Origin of the sequence: Hankyongella ginsenosidimutans, assembly GCF_005144965.1 — a bacterium.
In the GTDB taxonomy this organism is placed as follows: Bacteria; Pseudomonadota; Alphaproteobacteria; order Sphingomonadales; family Sphingomonadaceae; genus Hankyongella; species Hankyongella ginsenosidimutans.
This window is the reverse complement of record NZ_CP039704.1, coordinates 2,687,054-2,701,796: the sequence shown is the minus strand read 5'-3', so window position 1 is coordinate 2,701,796 and position 14,743 is coordinate 2,687,054. Positions and strand designations below refer to the sequence as shown.

At 65.0% G+C, this 14,743-nt stretch carries 18 protein-coding genes and 4 pseudogenes; 8 read left to right on the top strand and 14 right to left on the bottom strand.

Translation table 11 applies throughout. The features are described from left to right. Positions 1–27: 27 nt before the first annotated feature. The 14 genes and pseudogenes from E6W36_RS15975 to E6W36_RS19745 all read right to left on the bottom strand — a co-directional run bounded on the left by E6W36_RS15975 (position 28) and on the right by E6W36_RS19745 (position 8,756). Positions 28–333, bottom strand: coding sequence for a DUF5681 domain-containing protein (locus E6W36_RS15975; RefSeq protein WP_222873239.1), 306 nt, complete (start codon positions 331–333; stop codon positions 28–30). Positions 334–360: 27 nt separating this feature from the next. Then, positions 361–606: pseudogene (locus E6W36_RS15970) on the bottom strand (DNA methyltransferase); the annotation flags it as partial. A gap of 502 nt (positions 607–1,108) precedes the next feature. Continuing rightward, positions 1,109–1,486 carry a hypothetical protein gene (locus E6W36_RS15965; protein ID WP_222873238.1) on the bottom strand — a complete coding sequence of 126 codons (378 nt, stop codon included), beginning with the start codon at positions 1,484–1,486 and terminating at the stop codon, positions 1,109–1,111. 309 nt (positions 1,487–1,795) lie between these two features. Then, positions 1,796–2,491 (bottom strand): hypothetical protein, encoded by a 696-nt coding sequence (locus E6W36_RS15960; RefSeq protein WP_222873237.1) that lies wholly within the window; start codon positions 2,489–2,491, stop codon positions 1,796–1,798. A gap of 462 nt (positions 2,492–2,953) precedes the next feature. Further along, positions 2,954–3,232 (bottom strand): hypothetical protein, encoded by a 279-nt coding sequence (locus E6W36_RS15955; protein WP_222873236.1) that lies wholly within the window; start codon positions 3,230–3,232, stop codon positions 2,954–2,956. A 112-nt stretch (positions 3,233–3,344) separates the two neighbouring features. Then, positions 3,345–4,031 carry a DUF3526 domain-containing protein gene (locus E6W36_RS15950; protein ID WP_222873235.1) on the bottom strand — a complete coding sequence of 229 codons (687 nt, stop codon included), beginning with the start codon at positions 4,029–4,031 and terminating at the stop codon, positions 3,345–3,347. Positions 4,032–4,087: 56 nt separating this feature from the next. Continuing rightward, positions 4,088–4,702 carry a hypothetical protein gene (locus E6W36_RS15945; RefSeq protein ID WP_222873234.1) on the bottom strand — a complete coding sequence of 205 codons (615 nt, stop codon included), beginning with the start codon at positions 4,700–4,702 and terminating at the stop codon, positions 4,088–4,090. A gap of 1 nt (position 4,703) precedes the next feature. Further along, positions 4,704–5,210, bottom strand: coding sequence for a DUF3526 domain-containing protein (locus E6W36_RS15940; protein WP_246047827.1), 507 nt, complete (start codon positions 5,208–5,210; stop codon positions 4,704–4,706). Positions 5,211–5,338: 128 nt separating this feature from the next. Beyond that, a pseudogene (locus E6W36_RS15935) lies at positions 5,339–6,163 on the bottom strand (ABC transporter permease); the annotation flags it as partial. Then, the gene (locus E6W36_RS21145; protein WP_281277566.1) at positions 6,108–6,446 is read right to left on the bottom strand and encodes an AAA family ATPase; all 339 of its coding nucleotides are present in this window, start codon (positions 6,444–6,446) and stop codon (positions 6,108–6,110) included. The gene E6W36_RS21145 and the pseudogene E6W36_RS15935, both read right to left, overlap by 56 nt. After that, positions 6,380–6,727: an ATP-binding cassette domain-containing protein gene (locus E6W36_RS21140; RefSeq protein WP_222873231.1), complete on the bottom strand. Its 348-nt coding sequence runs from the start codon at positions 6,725–6,727 to the stop codon at positions 6,380–6,382. Before E6W36_RS21140 ends, E6W36_RS21145 begins: the two co-directional genes overlap by 67 nt. Before the next feature lie 220 nt (positions 6,728–6,947). Continuing rightward, positions 6,948–7,526, bottom strand: coding sequence for a DUF1826 domain-containing protein (locus tag E6W36_RS15920; protein ID WP_222873230.1), 579 nt, complete (start codon positions 7,524–7,526; stop codon positions 6,948–6,950). Positions 7,527–7,578: 52 nt separating this feature from the next. Continuing rightward, positions 7,579–8,352, bottom strand: a pseudogene (locus E6W36_RS23810) (GTP-binding protein); the annotation flags it as partial. Continuing rightward, positions 8,244–8,756: a GTP-binding protein gene (locus E6W36_RS19745; RefSeq protein ID WP_425459654.1), complete on the bottom strand. Its 513-nt coding sequence runs from the start codon at positions 8,754–8,756 to the stop codon at positions 8,244–8,246. The gene E6W36_RS19745 and the pseudogene E6W36_RS23810, both read right to left, overlap by 109 nt. A 118-nt stretch (positions 8,757–8,874) precedes the next feature. On the opposite strand from E6W36_RS19745, the gene E6W36_RS15910 reads away from it, so the two are divergent. The 8 genes and pseudogenes from E6W36_RS15910 (at position 8,875) to E6W36_RS15875 (ending at position 14,634) form a co-directional block, all read left to right on the top strand. Then, the gene (locus E6W36_RS15910) at positions 8,875–9,231 is read left to right on the top strand and encodes a MerC domain-containing protein (protein WP_222873229.1); all 357 of its coding nucleotides are present in this window, start codon (positions 8,875–8,877) and stop codon (positions 9,229–9,231) included. A 164-nt stretch (positions 9,232–9,395) separates the two neighbouring features. Further along, positions 9,396–9,617, top strand: a complete 222-nt coding sequence (locus E6W36_RS15905) for a hypothetical protein (RefSeq protein ID WP_222873228.1) — start codon at positions 9,396–9,398, stop codon at positions 9,615–9,617. Positions 9,618–9,824: 207 nt separating this feature from the next. Next, complete coding sequence (gene tnpA, locus E6W36_RS15900) at positions 9,825–10,256, top strand: IS66-like element accessory protein TnpA (protein ID WP_246047826.1); 432 nt, start codon at positions 9,825–9,827, stop codon at positions 10,254–10,256. Continuing rightward, the gene (gene tnpB / locus E6W36_RS15895) at positions 10,253–10,609 is read left to right on the top strand and encodes an IS66 family insertion sequence element accessory protein TnpB (protein ID WP_222873226.1); all 357 of its coding nucleotides are present in this window, start codon (positions 10,253–10,255) and stop codon (positions 10,607–10,609) included. Before tnpA ends, tnpB begins: the two co-directional genes overlap by 4 nt. 31 nt (positions 10,610–10,640) lie before the next feature. Next, positions 10,641–12,209, top strand: a pseudogene (tnpC, locus tag E6W36_RS15890) (IS66 family transposase). Between the two features lie 21 nt (positions 12,210–12,230). Then, positions 12,231–12,761: an ABC transporter ATP-binding protein gene (locus tag E6W36_RS15885; protein ID WP_222873225.1), complete on the top strand. Its 531-nt coding sequence runs from the start codon at positions 12,231–12,233 to the stop codon at positions 12,759–12,761. Between the two features lie 25 nt (positions 12,762–12,786). Continuing rightward, positions 12,787–13,854, top strand: a complete 1,068-nt coding sequence (locus tag E6W36_RS15880; RefSeq protein WP_246047825.1) for an ABC transporter permease — start codon at positions 12,787–12,789, stop codon at positions 13,852–13,854. 183 nt (positions 13,855–14,037) lie between these two features. Then, a complete protein-coding gene (locus tag E6W36_RS15875; RefSeq protein ID WP_246047824.1) occupies positions 14,038–14,634 on the top strand; it encodes a DUF3299 domain-containing protein in 597 nt (198 codons plus the stop codon). Positions 14,635–14,743: the final 109 nt, after the last annotated feature.

The window sequence follows — 14,743 nt, the reverse complement described above, 5'->3', positions numbered from 1 at the left end:
TACCTGCCTTCGACCGCACCCGGTCGATCAGCCGGTCGAGTACTCGGCGGTCGGCTTCATCAAGCGGAACCGCGACCTGATCAGGCTCGCCGCGGGCCTCCACCCTTGGGCAAGCGCAACAACGGCAAGAATGGCGCGCACATCGCCGGCTGCGGCCTTGTTGGCGAGTTGGGTCAGACTGGCTTCAAGCTTGCTGATCTTTCGGGTCCGGCCGTTCTCGCGCACGGGTATGCGCTCGCCGAGCACGGCACCGATCAGCGTCGAAGCGTTCTGCGCTTTCTTCGGGCGGCCCTTGGGGTTGCCCGACTGGCCAGGCTTGAAGCGGCTGTGCACCGGGGATTGTAGTAGCCTCCGCGGTCGTCAGCCATTGACGGCCTCCGCCGCGGCATCGAGGTCCGCAAAGCGCTCACCGGTCCCGACCAGCACCGCATCCTCGCCCGTCCATGCCTGCCAGCGCCGGACCGCCAGGTCGACATAGAGCGGATCGAGATCAAGGCCGAAGGCGATGCGCCCCGTCTTCTCGGCGGCAATGAGCGTCGTGCCTGAGCCCAGGAAGGGGTCGAACACGGCCTCACCGCGCCGCGTGCAGTCGAGAATGAGATCGGCGACGAGGTCGAGATTCTGGGCGTCGGGTGGCCGGCAAGCGCCTTCGCATCCACCGACGCACCGCCGTAGCTCTGCGCTGAGGCATAGCTCAACAGGTTGGAGCGATTACGGCCGTTCTTGCCGAGTAGGACATTGTTGCGGTGTCGCCCGCCCGGGACCTTGTGAACCAGCACCAGCTCGTGCTGTGAACGGTAGAAGGATCCCATGCCGGCGCGGTCCTTCGCCCAGACCAGCAGGTTCAGGAGTGGTCCGTAAATGGAGGATGCGGCAGAGAGCAGGAGCTCAAGCGCGCGCCAGTCGATGAAAAGGTAGACGAGTGCGCCCGGCTTGAGACAGGTCAGCGCTGCCCTGTTGAAGCCGCGGAACAGCTCCGAAAGGGCGGCCGGATCCAGGTCCTCAGAGCCTTCCACAAACTCGCGATGCGGGCGCGACGTCACAAACCCCTGCACCCGGCATCCATAGGGCGGGTCGGCGATCATCGCGGCGACTGACGTGCCGCCGGTCAGCCGCGCGATCGTCTCGGGGCAGGCCGCATTGCCATGGCCAACGTGGTGGCGCCCGAGCTGCCAGATGCCCCGGGCGGCGTCACTGGCACGCCTACGATTGCGGGCATGATTTCCGGCGCGTCCTCGTCGAGCGAGGCGATTGCCAGATCGATCTCGGTCGCCTCGAAACCAATCTCGATCGGGCTGAAGTCCGGGATTGCGGCTTCAAGTTCCAGCATCAGCCTGCCCAGCCGCTGCTGATCAAAATGTCCTAACTCCAGGAAGCGGTTGAGGGCGAGGCTCAGTTCGCGGGCCTTCGGGCCAGAGACGTCGTCGATGCGAATAGCTGGCAGCGTTTCAAGGCCGAGCGCCGCGCGGCAAGGACCATGAGCCACCCGGCGATCGGCGATCCGTCCGCGTCCAGCGGGATCGGCACCATCGGCCCGAAGCGTCGCAGGATTGATGTTGCCCTGGCGATATCGCTCCGTGTGTAACAGCGCGGATCGTCCGCCGCCTGGCTGAGCCTGGTGACCTCGACCTCGATGACCCTCCACGCGGCCCAACTGCCGGCGCTGTTGTGGCCGGGCGCAGGGGCCCGGATCGGCTATGTCCGAATTTGCGTCGCCTGGACCAACTCTCTTCGTCACTCGAACCTCCAACCCTTGTCAGGAAGGCGATGACGGATACGGTCGGCTCTCGCGCGGTCAGTTTGCTGGAGGTAAAGTGACCCCGACCAACTCGATACGCACCAGAGTTGCCTCTAGCATCGGAAATGCTAGTATCGCGATCCGCACAAGCGCTTGCGCTTCCCGCAGCCAGCGTGCGATCAATCCCGCATCGGCCATCATCTCGAGCCATTCAGGCTCGCGGCCGCTCGTCTCCCTGACCTGCTGGAGTACCACGCGCGCAGCGGCGGCGAGGTGGACCACCGGAAGCCAGGGGAGCCAATCGCGCTTGCGGAAGTTTGCCGGGTCAAGCCCGATGCGGCGTTCCAACTCGATCGCCTTCGTAAGCGAAGCCAACGTCAAATCGCTCATTCCGGGGAACCGGACATCTGAACCGTCATATGCTTTCTTCAAGAAAGGCATCGCAAGATTGCCGACATCGAGCGCGGAACTGAGCCGCCCTTCCAGCCGCTTCATGTGCTTCACGTCAGCATCGACATTCCGGAAGGCATAGATTGGTTTCATCGAGCGTGGAGTGATCAGCGCCAGTTCCTCGTCGCCTACCGCAATGCGAAGGAGTGCCGCCGCAAGCCTGACTTGCATCTCGCCGCGCAATTCCTCGTCGAGAGGTCCGGGCCAACACATGATGACCGTCGCCGCCGCGCCTATCTCAAACGGCTCCAGCTGCGCAGGATCGAACGTGTATCGGCGTTGCCGTTCGCTGTTCAGGTCCAAAGCGTTCCCAGATCTTGTGAAAAGTTTGCCTGTTCCGACATTAGGGAAATCGCTGGCAAAAGGCACAGGATTCCGGGGCTTTGGGTTATCAGAGCTGGCCGATTTTATGCGCCTTCCTGTATTTTCCCTGTTTAACAGGGAATTGCCGGCAGAGACCGGTTCGGCACAGGCTGCGTCGCGCACCAGTCAGTCCGAGTGACCGGAACGGTCCGGAACCCAGTGGGACAGGGCGGGATTTTCCCGGTATTTCCGGTGCTTTGCGGCTGGCAGCGTGCTGCACTGAGGCGGGAGACACGCGGCCAAGACAGCGATATCAGGCCCAACACGGCCTGCGTCTCGGGCTCTGAAATTCCGACCTCAGTTGGTTTGCCGGCCTATCGGCTTGCTGTGTCCCCAGCCCGAACAGGCGATGCTGATCGGCCCAGGCCATTGGCAATTCCGTATCCAGCAGCGCCCGCCGCGTCATCGCCGCTGGCTGCTCCCTGCGAGCGCAAGCTTGACCAATGTGGGCGAAAGATAGCTGATCCGGATCAACTGCGCGACGCGCTTGCGGCAAGCGCCGGCCTCTGTTGCGAACTGTTCGACCGACCGGGTTCCTGACCCTGTCAGCTGCTCGCGGGTCGCAAGTGCCTCCGCCAGCAACTGGACCAGCGGTTCGTCGCGACCGGCCGGCGGGGTGAGACCCTGCGCGGCGGCAGGCACGATCAGGCGGATGTCATGGCCTTTCCGAACGCGCGCCACGGCGCCGAGACCACCAGCGCGGGACGTTGCGCATCAGTCCGGTTATCCGGCTCAATCAAGCGATCCAGCCGCAGCGTCAGCAGGAGCGTGGCCTATGCACCTTTCGCAGCGATCATGAGAGTTCGATCTTGCGATAGCGCCTCGCCGCGAGGCCGGCGAACAGGATCGCAAGCGCAAACAGTGCGGTGATGGCAAGCCCGGCACCGGGATTGCGCGGGGTCATGGTGAAGGCCGGGATCTCGCCGAAGTCACCGGGTGTCATGATCTCGCCGCGCTCGACGAAGCCGCCGCCGAAAGCGCGGAAGGATTCGAGAAAGCTGTTGGCCTCGGCCCGGAAGGCGGCGGCACTCGCCGCATCGGTGCCGGCGGCGCGCTCCATCGCCTGCGCGGCGATCATCGCTGGCGAAAGCCACGACAGCCCGACCGCGAAGTGCTGCTGGGCGGCAAGCTGGCGGTCGAAGGCGAGATCCTGCTCGCGCGTGGCTGCATCGACCTGTTTGGCGATGCTCCAGCTCTTGCGGATCGATGCCAGTCGCGCGTCGAACCCGTCCCCGGCGAGTTCGGGATGGTCGTTCTCGTATTCGCGGGTCGAGGAAATCTCGATCGCCCGGCCGGCGGCGATCTGCTCGAACCGCGAAGGCGGCGGATAGGCGACTTGGACCAGCGCCGAAAGCGCCGCGGGCAGGATGAGGGTGACTGCCGCCCACAGGCCGACAAGCGCTAGTGCTGCGCTCTCGGCGGTAATCCGCAGGCTGTTGACGAAGGCGATCAGCGCCGCCCAGAACGCCAGCAAACCCAACGCTGCCAGCGACCAGAACAGCGCGGCACTCGCGCGGCCGGGAACCTCTGGACCGGTCAGCAGAAGGAACGCGGCAGCCAGCGCGAGCGGGACAGTACGAGAGCCAGTCGCGGGATGATCCGCGCCGCCACGAGCCGCACCGGGCTGCCGCCTTGCGCGAGGATCAGCGCCGCCCGCCCGCCGTCACGGTCGGCGGCGAACAGGCCGTAAGCGAGGCCGATCAGGGCGAGCGGCGCGAGGATGGTCGCCACGAAGCCGAGGTCGATGGTGCCGCGTGCAAGCAGTTCCGGGTTGTCGAGCCGGGTCCGCTTGAACAGCCCGCCGCGCTGCGCATACATCGAGACTGGGGTCGAATAATTGTCAAAACCGGCCCTCCCGGCGCTGAAATCCGCGAGCGGCGGCAGCGGCGCGATCACCGTCGCCCGCATCCGGTAGGGGCTCAGGATCGCGTCCTCGGGCGGCATGGTGCTATCGGCGAGGCGCTCGCGGAACTTCACGTCATTCTCGGCCTGGGCCGCGGCGGCGATGGCGCGGCCTTCGATCTGGTCGGCCATCAGCGCCTTGCCGCCGGCGACCGCGAGCACGCAGGTGGCGGCCAGCACGAGCAGCATCGCCCAGACGATGCGGTCGCGCCACAGGATGCGCGCTTCGATGGCAATCAGCTTCATCATGTCAGGACTCCTCGACCGTGAGGCTGCGTACCGAGCGGGCGAGGACGAACAGCGCTGCCGCCAGCCAGGCGAGGAGTATCAAGCTGTCGATCGCGATCGAGCGCAGGACTGCCCTGGTTGCGGGCGGGGAGAAGCGGAAGTCCTCGATCGTCGTCCAGAACGAGGGATCGGCAGTATAGTCCCACCCTGCCTCGCGGCCATGCTCGATAAGGTCGGTATTGAGCTTTGTCACCATCGCGCGCCGGTGAGTTTCGGCTTGCTGCTGGAAGGCGATCTGGTGCAGGCCGTCGGTCCCTGCGAGCGCGGCCGAGACGTTCTGCAGGGCGGGGAGTGGCGAGAGCAGGTTGCTCAAGCGCAGCAGCTCGCGCTGGCGCAGATAAAGCGCGTGGAGATCCCCGTAAAAGCGGTCGAAGACAATGTTGCCCTGTCGCTCGCTTTCCTCGAGCTGGAGCCCGCCGAAATCGACCGGCAGGTCCTCGACGTTGGCAACGCCATATTTGCGGGCCATTTCCGACCCGAAGGCCTCGGCATTGGCACCAAAGGGATCGGGGCGTTTTTCCAGAGCTGCGCCGATCTCGGCCCAGAAGCGGTCAGGTGCCGGAGTGGGGCCGCCACTTCAACGGCCGAAACGACCGCGCGCGGCACGAGGATGATCGCGAACAGCCACAGTCCGGCCAGCACCAGGAGAGCCTGCCCCGCAGTCCGGGTGCGGGCCGAGACGGCCACAGCGACGCAGGCGATGATTGCAAGATAAAAGATGTATGCGCCCGCCCACAACAGCAGGTGCAAGGGCTGCGCACCCTCTGCCATCAGTGAGGCGAGGAAGCCGAGCACAAGCACACTTCCGGCGACCAGCCCGGCAATCACACCCACCGAGGCCAGCTTGCCGCGCAAAATAGCGGCGGCGTTCGCCCCGCTCGCCAGCAGCAGGCGCAGCGTGCCGCGCTCGCGCTCACGGGCGACCGCTCCGGCTGCGATCACAGCGATCAGCAAGGGCATCAGCACTTGCAATATCCACGCCGTGCTGAACTCGCCGGCAAGAAGCGTGTCGGCGCGGTCTTCGGCGGGCCGGGCGCGGGCCGGGTTCTGGCTGTGCGCTTCCATCCAGATCGCGCTGCCCGCAAAGGGCGACACGCCCGGATCAAGCAGGGCTCCCGCCGTCAGCGGCCGCAGCGCCCACTTGGCGAAATGCGCGGCACTGTGCGGATTGCGCGCGCCCTGAGCCTCCCAAGTCGCCTGGTCCTGCGCCAGTGCCGCGAGGCGCTCCTGCTCGTGCGCCGCGACGCGCTGCCACGAGGTCAGCACTGCCGTAAGGCCCAGAGCGAGCACGATCAACGCCATCACCACAAGCCGCCGATCGCGCAGCGACTCGCGCCAGTCCTGGAAAGGATCGCCCCGACGGCACTCATGACGCGCGCTCCGCCATGTGGGTGAGGTAGAATTGCTCCAGCTCGCCCGCACTCAGGTTCGCCGGATCGATCATCTCCACAAGTCGGCCATGCCGCATGATGCCGATACGGTCGGCAACGTCCTTGGCGCGGAAGATGTCGTGCGTGGAGATCAGCAGCGCCGTGCCGCCGTCGGCGGTCTCGCGCAGCACCTGCACGAGATCATTGGCCGCCGCCGGGTCGAGCCCGGAAAGCGGCTCGTCGAGCAGGATCGCCTTTGCGTCCTTCATCAGCGCGATGGCGAGGCCGAGCTTCTGGCGCATCCCCTTGGAATAGCTGCTGGCCGGGCGGTTGATCGCTCCCGGCGGAAAGCGCAGCCGCGCAAGGATCGCATCACGGCGGGCAGAGTCCACATCGTGTCCCGCCAGTCGGGCGAAAAGGCGAGGTTCTCCGCGCCCGTCAGGCTGGGATAGAGTGCGACGATCTCGGCGACATAGCCTAGCAGCGCGCGGGCCGCGGCCGGGTCCTGCACGACGGGCTGGCCCGCCACCAGCGCCTCACCCTCGCTCGGCGCAGTGAAGCCGAGGAACAGGTTGATCGTGGTGGTCTTGCCCGCCCCGTTCGCCCCAGCAGGCAAAGGATCTCGCCCGCGCGCACCGACAGTGTCAGTTTGTCGAGCGCGAGCGTGGGCCCGTAACACTTTGTGAGGCCGCGCGCCTCGAGAATTGCTGCCGTTAACGCTTCGTCGGTCATTGAATGCCTCGTTCAAAAGTCGCCAAGCGATCAGGATGAGCGGGCACGAAGCACGTCGGCCCGCGAAAGGAAGGCGTGATCGGCGAAGACATCCTGCAACCCGCTCATTGTGAAATCGGCACCTCTGGGCTGGAGGGCGTGTCGATCACCAGCACAAGCCGCTTTGCGCCCAAATCGCCTGCGGGCGGGGACCGGTGGAAACACGGTGGGTGATTCGAGCCATAAGTTCGCCCCTTGAATAGTCCGATCCAGCCGGTGGGAACGCGTTCGAGGCAGCATTCGCTGCGATCGTCTTCGCTCGCATGCGGAGCGACGTCGGTGCCAGGGCCGGCGTAGGTCGTTATGAGGCGCACGTCGGTATAATCGGCATGGATCTTCTTGCAGGCATTGCTGTCCACGCGCTCGATCCGCACGCGCACCGTGGCGACGCACATCACCTTGGCAAAGCGGCGCGCCTGAGCGGCGACATCGGTGACGTGGTCGTTGGGCAGGTCGCCGTAGTGGTCAGCGATCCCGTCCGGCGCGCCCTCGTATTCCAGTGTTGCCGGCGGTCGCGCCAGCATTGCCGCGAGCGAGGCGGCGGCGATCGGCGGATCGCGCGGCTCGAGATGGAGCGGGCAGTCGGGCGTGTGGATCGTGCTCCAATCATCCAGTACAGCGGCGCGCGTAGCGGCAGCGCTCATTCCGCCGCCTCCAGCACGGTCTGCGCTTCTCCCCAGGCGGGGAAAGGATCGTTCAGGCGCTTCCACTTCTCGGGGTGAATTCGTCGGTCGGCACGAGGCAGGCATCAAGCGCCTTGCTGATGGCCGCCTTGTCGAGCCCGATGCCGATGAACACCAGTTCCTGCCGCCGGTCGCCCCAAACCGGGTCCCAGTGGCGGAGGACGAAATGCTCGAAGCTACCATCTTCGGGCCAGCGGTTCTTGGGCACTGCGGCCCACCAACGGCCCATCCTGCCTACTGTCTTCTGGTGCCCGGCAATCGCCAACTCGCCGAGGAAATCGGTGCGCGTGGCGAGCCAGAAATGACCCTTGGCGCGGATCACCTTGTCGAGCGCGTCGCCAGTCAGGAAGCGGTAGAGCTTCGCCGGGTTGAACGGGCGACGGGCACGATAGACGAAGCTTTCGACCCCGTATTCCTCGCTTTCGGGGCGATGGCTTGCGTAGTCGTAAAGCTCCTTCATCCAAAGCGGATGCTGTTCGGAACGCTCCTCGTCATAAAGAGCGGTATCGAGGATCCTATCGAGTGGCACCTTGCCGAAATCGGCTTCGATGATCCGTGCATCGGCATTGAGCGAGGCAACCACCTGCTTGACAGTCGCGAGTTGCCCTGGGCTCACGGCGCTTGCCTTGTTGACGATCACCACGTCGGCGAATTCGATCTGTTCGACCAGCAGGCCGACTAGGCTGCGATCATCGCCTGCGCCCGCGGTCTCGCCCCGTGTCGCCAGCAGATCGGTGCTTGAATAGTCGGCCAGCAGGTTGAGCGCATCGACCACCGTGACCATCGTATCGAGCCGTGCGACGTCACCAAGACTTTCGCCCGCCTCGTCGCGGAACGAGAAGGTCGCGGCGACGGGGAGGGTTCGGAAATCCCGGTGCTTTCGATGACGAGGTAGTCGAAGCGGCCTTCCTGGGCGAGATGGCGCACTTCCTTTAGCAGGTCGTCACGCAGGGTACAGCAGATGCAGCCATTGGTCATCTCGACCAGCGTTTCCTCAGCGCGGCTGAGTGCCGCCTCGCCGCCGCGCACCAGATCGGCGTCTATGTTCACTTCGCTCATGTCATTGACGATCACTGCCACACGCTTGCCCTCGCGATTGGCGAGGATGTGGTTGAGGAGCGTGGTCTTGCCCGCACCGAGAAAGCCGGAGAGCACGGTGACGGGCAGACGCGGATCGCCTTCGTGGTGCATGAAGAAGCCTTGTGACTTTGGGTGTTGCATCCTGTGAATAAATATTTAAGTGATGTTGTAACATTACGCAAGAGCGACGCCGATCAATGGCCAGCAAAGCTACAACGGGGACAGAACCATGCATCGGCTTGGCATGGGATTGTCAGCACTGTGCCTCATACACTGCATCGCGCTGCCGTGGTTGCTGGCCAGCTTGCCGGTGGTGGTGCTTGCCACCTTGCCCGAGGCTGTGCGCCACAATGAGTGGCTGCATGCGGCCTTGATCCTCCCGGTTGTGCTCGTCAGCGGCCCCGTCTTGCTGCGTGCAAAGCCGGGCAAGGCGCGTGTCTTGTTGGTGCTGGTGGCCTTGGCCCTGCTGTTTGTCGGATTATTCGTAGAAGTCGAGGCTCTCGAGCAGATCATCACGATTACAGGGGCGATGCTGCTACTCCTAGGCCATTGGGCGGCAATGCGGAATCACCGTCACTCCGGGTAAGCATGAGGAGTATTGCCATGGATGGACTCGCAATATGTTATGGTATAACATTCATGGATGTTTGATTGGCTCCGCATCAAGTGTTTCGTCTCGGCATCCTTGGGGTTGGTCGCCGTAGTCCTCGCGACTCCGGGCTCGGCTTGTGAGCTCGACGGCCTGCCGGGGTGCACCGTTACAACCCCTTCTTGCGCTATCCGACGGGGCCGGGCGTCGAACCAGACAGCAGCTCTCAACAGATGCTTGCGACCGATAGTAGCGCACCTGTGGCCAGCCGTGATCGCGACGAGCCTGAGACCGAACGCAATGAGCTGCGTCAGCCCGAAGAGCGGGAGAGCGACAGCGGCAATGGCCCGAGCAGCTATGAGGGCAAGGCCCTCTTCAAGTGAGCGCATGAAGCTTGTCGTCCGAGATCTTGCCAAGGTCTATGAGGGCCGTGAAGTGCTTTCGGGCGTGAGCTTTACTGCAGAACCTGGCGAGCGTCTCGTAAGCGGGGCCGCGACCCCACCTTGCGTGCCTGAAGCGCAGCGCCGAGTCTTCGCGCCCTGATCGGGCGGGAGTGCGCTGCTACTATGATAATCTCGGGTGATGATCCTGTGAGCAAGGGCGCGCAGCGGTTCGAGGTGTTCACGGGCTCTGGCAAGCGGCGCGAGTGGCCGCCAGAGGTGAAGGCATCGATTGTCGCTGAGTGCTATTCGGGCCGTGAAGGTGTCAGTGCCGTTGCTCGTCGGCATGGGCTCGATCCTTCGCAGGTATACGCATGGCGGAGGGATCTGCGGAAGCAACTCGAGGCGGCGGGCGTGGTTCTGCCGACGACGGAGCCGGAAGCGCCGTCATTTGTGCCTGCCATCGTCGAAGTGGCTCCAGCGGTTGAGCCTGTCCCGACAGTACGTCGTTCGAAGAAGCGGCGGCGTTCGAAGGCGAGCGCTGTCGAACTGGAGATTGACGGCGTGGCGGTAAAGATCAGCCGTGGCGCCGATGCGGGCGTGATTGCTGCAGTGATCGAAGCGCTCAAGGCCACCCGATGATCGGGCCAGGTGTCGGCGCGCGGGTGATGGTCGCGACGCGCCCGGTGGATTTCCGCAAAGGGCCTGACGCCCTGGCCGCTCTGGTCGGTGCCGAGTACGGTGGCGATCCCTATTCCGGCGTGATCTATGTCTTCCGGGCGAAGCGCTCGGACCGCATCAAGCTGGTCTGGTGGGACGGCACCGGGCTGTGCCTGATGGCCAAGAAGCTCGAGTCCGGCGGGTTCAAGTGGCCGGCGATCCAGGATGGTGTGATGCGGCTGACGGCAGCCCAACTGGGCGCATTGCTCGAAGGTCTGGACTGGCGGCGGGTGCATGGCGGACGCCGCCCGATCGCGCCGCAGATTGCCGGTTGACGGGATGTTCTGCGCCTGATTCACTGCCTCCATGCTCATGGAGGCAGACCTTCCCAACGATGTCGAAGCGCTCCGCGCGCTCGTCCTGAGCAGTCCCGCACACTGGCAACAGAACGCGCGGCAAGGGCCGATCTTGCGCTCGCCAAGGGCGAGGCCGATGCAGAGATCGAGCGGCTGCAGTCGATCATTGAGGCCTTCATGCGCCACCGTTTCGGGCGCAAGTCCGAGCAGCTCGATCCAGACCAGCTCCAGCTTGGCCTGGAGGATGTCGAGACGGCACTGGGCCAGGCCCGCGCCGCACGCGAGGCGGTGACGGCGAAGGCCGGAGGTGACCGTCCGCGCAAGGCCAACCGCGGCGCGCTGCCCGCGCACCTCGAACGGATCGAACAGGTTGTCGACGTCGAGGAAGTTGATGGCATCCGGGCCTGCCCCTGCTGTGGCGGCGCACTCCACCAGATCGGCGAGGACGTGGCCGAGCGCCTCGATGTCGTGCCCACCACCTTCCGCGTGCTGGTCACCCGCCGTCCGCGTTATGGCTGCCGATCTTGCGAGGGCGCGATCGTCCAGGCACCGAGCCCGCGAGGATCGTCGAGGGCGGCATTCCCACCGAGGCGCTGATCGCCCAGGTGCTGGTCGCCAAGTACGCCGACCATGTTCCACTTTATCGCCAAGCTCAGATTTACGCCCGCCAAGGCATCCAGCTTGACCGGTCCACCCTGGCGGACTGGGTTGGCCGGGCGGCATGGTACCTGCGCCCCTTGCGGGATCGTATTCTGGAAGAGCTGCGACGATCCCAGCGATTGTTCGCTGACGAGACGACTGCCCCGGTGCTCGATCCCGGGCGCGGCCGGACCAAGACCGGCCAGCTTTGGGCCTATGCTCGCGACGATCGACCATGGGGCGGCGGTGATCCCCGCTGGTAGCCTACGTCTATGCTCCCGATCGCAAGAGTGAGCGCGCCGAAGCGCACCTTGGGAGCTATTCCGGCATCCTGCAGGTCGACGGCTACAGCGGCTATGCCGCGCTCGCCAGGCGCAGTCAGCAGCTCAGCCTCGCCTTCTGCTGGTCGCATGTTCGGCGCAAGTTCTACGAACTGGCCGATAGCTCGCCGGTCGCGACCGAGGTCCTACGCAGGATCGCCATGCTCTACGCGATCGAGAACGAGGTTCGCGGCACCTCCGCCGAACAGCGCCGCGCCATTCGCAACGGGCAGGCCCGCGTCATCCTCGATGATCTGCACATCTACCTCGAGGCACGGCTCCGTCAGATCAGCGCCAAGAGCAAGCTCGCCGACGCCATCCGCTACGCGCTGACCCGCTGGACCGGACTGTCGCTGTTCCTGGATGATGGCCGCGTCGAGCTGGATTCCAACACTGTCGAGCGGTCGATCCGGCCGCTGGCCCTCAATCGCAAGAATGCGCTTTTCGCAGGCTCCGACGAAGGCGGCGACAACTGGGCGGTGATCGCCACGCTCATTGAAAACTGCAAGATCTCGGGCGTGAACCCACACACCTGGTTGACCGAGACCCTTGCCAAGCTGGCCAGCGGTCATCCAGCAAACGCTGTCGGCCAACTCATGCCGTGGATCGCCGTGGCCTGAGGACAGCGCTTACAGCGTCTCTTGCTGCTCGGCCCCTCCGGCTCGGGCAAGTCGACTCTGCTCAATTGCCTCTGTGGCCTCCTCAGTCCAGATGCAGGCGAGGTGACGTTGGGTGGCGTCACGATGGTCTCTGGTCACTCCGCCGCCGCCGCAGACACACTCCGCCGCCGCCATTTCGGGATCGTATTCCAGACATTACGTCTGGTCTCGGCCCTGAGCCTGCGCGCCAATCTCGCGCTTGCACAAAAGCTCCAGACCGGGAGCAGCAACAGACCCGCCATCGACCGCATGCTCGACCGGCTTGGCATTGCCCACCGCGCTGATGCCCGCCCGCACCAGCTGAGCCAGGGCGAAGCGCAGCGCGCCGCCATCGCCCGCGCGCTGGTGGTGCGCCCCGCGATCCTCGTCGCCGACGAACCGACCTCTGCGCTCGATCAAGACAACACAGCGCGAGTGGCCAACCTGTTGATCGAGCTGGCCGAGGAGACTGGTGCGACCCTGATCGTCGCCACGCATGATGATCGTCTGCGCCCGAATTTCCCCGGACTCTGACATTGCGTGAAGGGCGACTCCCGGCATGATCGGCCTCGCTCTTGCCTATCTGCGCGACCGGCCGCTGACCACCGCGCTCAACCTGCTGCTGCTGGCGATTGCGGTCGCGATGCTCGTCCTGCTGGTGCAGGTGAGCGAGCAGGCGAGCGAGCGGTTCGACCGTGACGCGCAAGGGGTCGATCTGGTGGTCGGGGCCAAGGGATCGCCGCTGCAGCTCATCCTCTCGAGCATCTTCCATGTCGACCAACCGACCGGCAACATCCCGCTCGAGGCCCGCACGGTGCTAGAACGCGATCCGAGCGTGGCGCGGGTGGTGCCACTGGCGCTGGGGACAATTTCCGCGGCTACCGGATCGTTGGCTCCGATGCGGGCTTTGCAGCTCTGTATGATCTCAAGCTCGCCCAAGGCCGCAGCTTCGCGGCGCCGATGGAGGCGGTGCTTGGCGCCGAGGCCGCGCGCGCAACAGGAGCTGAAGTCGGCCAGAAGTTCATCGGCAGCCACGGACTCGCCGAGGAGGAGGGGCAGAAACAGGGTCACGACCATGCGCCGTTCACCACTGTCGGCATCTTGGCCCACCGGAGGTGTGGCAGATCGCCTGATCCTCACCAGTGTCGAAAGTGTGTGGCAGGTTCACGGGATCGAGGGACACCACGAGGACGGCGACCATCACGAAGCCGATCACGATCACGGCCACGACCAGCATGAGGCGGCCGGGCCGGAATCGCTCGAACCCGAACTGACCGCGCTGCTCGTCACCTATCGCAATGCCGCGGGAGCGATGCGGGTGCCGGCGATGATCAACCGGCAGAGTGCACTGCAGGCCGCCGTCCCCGCGACCGAAACCGCACGGCTGCTCGATCTTCTCGGCGCGAGTCTGGAGGGGCTGCGGATCTTCGCCTGGCTGCTTGCGGCGACTGGCGGACTCGCGATTCTGGTCGCGCTGGTCGGCATGGTGCGCAGCCGCGAGGGCAATCTTGCGCTGCTGCGGGTCATGGGCGCAAGCCGGGGCAGGTGTTCGGCACGGTGCTGCTCGAGGGCGTGCTTACCGCGATTATCGGAACAATACTGGGCTGGATTACAGCACACAGCCTGATGATGCTCGCCCGCGCCAGCTTCCCGGTACTGGCGGAGCTTGGTCTTGCCGCCTGGCACCCCTGCCTGCCGAAGCGGCGCTGGCGGTTTCAGTCGTCGGTATTGGTGCACTCGCCGCGCTGGTCCCGGGGCTCGCCGTCTACCGTATCGATCCCGCCCGCGTGCTGGCACGGGCCACTTGACCATGATCAGAGAGGAACTTGCCGAAATGAGCTGGAAGGCCGCATTGCTGATCCTTACCGTCGTGGGCGGCCTCAACGTGGTTCAGGCGGTCTCAGCAGCCGTGCTGGGGACCAAGCGCAATCCTGCCATCATAGAAGCGGCCATGCAAACCTACGGCGCGGCACCGTCTTCCGACGACAAGGCTGCCCGTGTGGTCGAGGACGTGTGGAAGCCGGCTGCGACGCCAGATGGCGGGGTCTCCTGGAAGGTGCTTGAAGCAACCGGCGAGACCACGCGCAAGGATGCCCAAGGCTTTATCGTCTCCAAGCCGCAATTCACGCCGCAGGTGAAGGCGCTGGCGGGTAAGCGCATCACCGTCGCCGGGTGGATGATGCCGCTCTCCGCTGAGCGCACCCAGAAGCATTTCGTGCTGCTTGCCTATCCGCCCGGCTGCCCGTTCCACTTCCACGCTGCGCCCAACCAGTTCATCGAGGTCTATGCCGACACGCCCTTTCAGACCAGCGACACGCGGGTGTTAACCGTGAGCGGGGTGCTGGAGCTGACCGGCTATGACGAGAGCGGGATCTTTTATCAGCTGCGGCAGGCCCGGCCGGAGTAGCAGTCCCGGCAGTGACCTGCTCCGTTAAAATGTGGGATTACGGTACCAGTGATTACGGTGAAATTTTGGCACCGTAATTTCAAAAGCGCTCCCTCCACCGGGTCCGGCG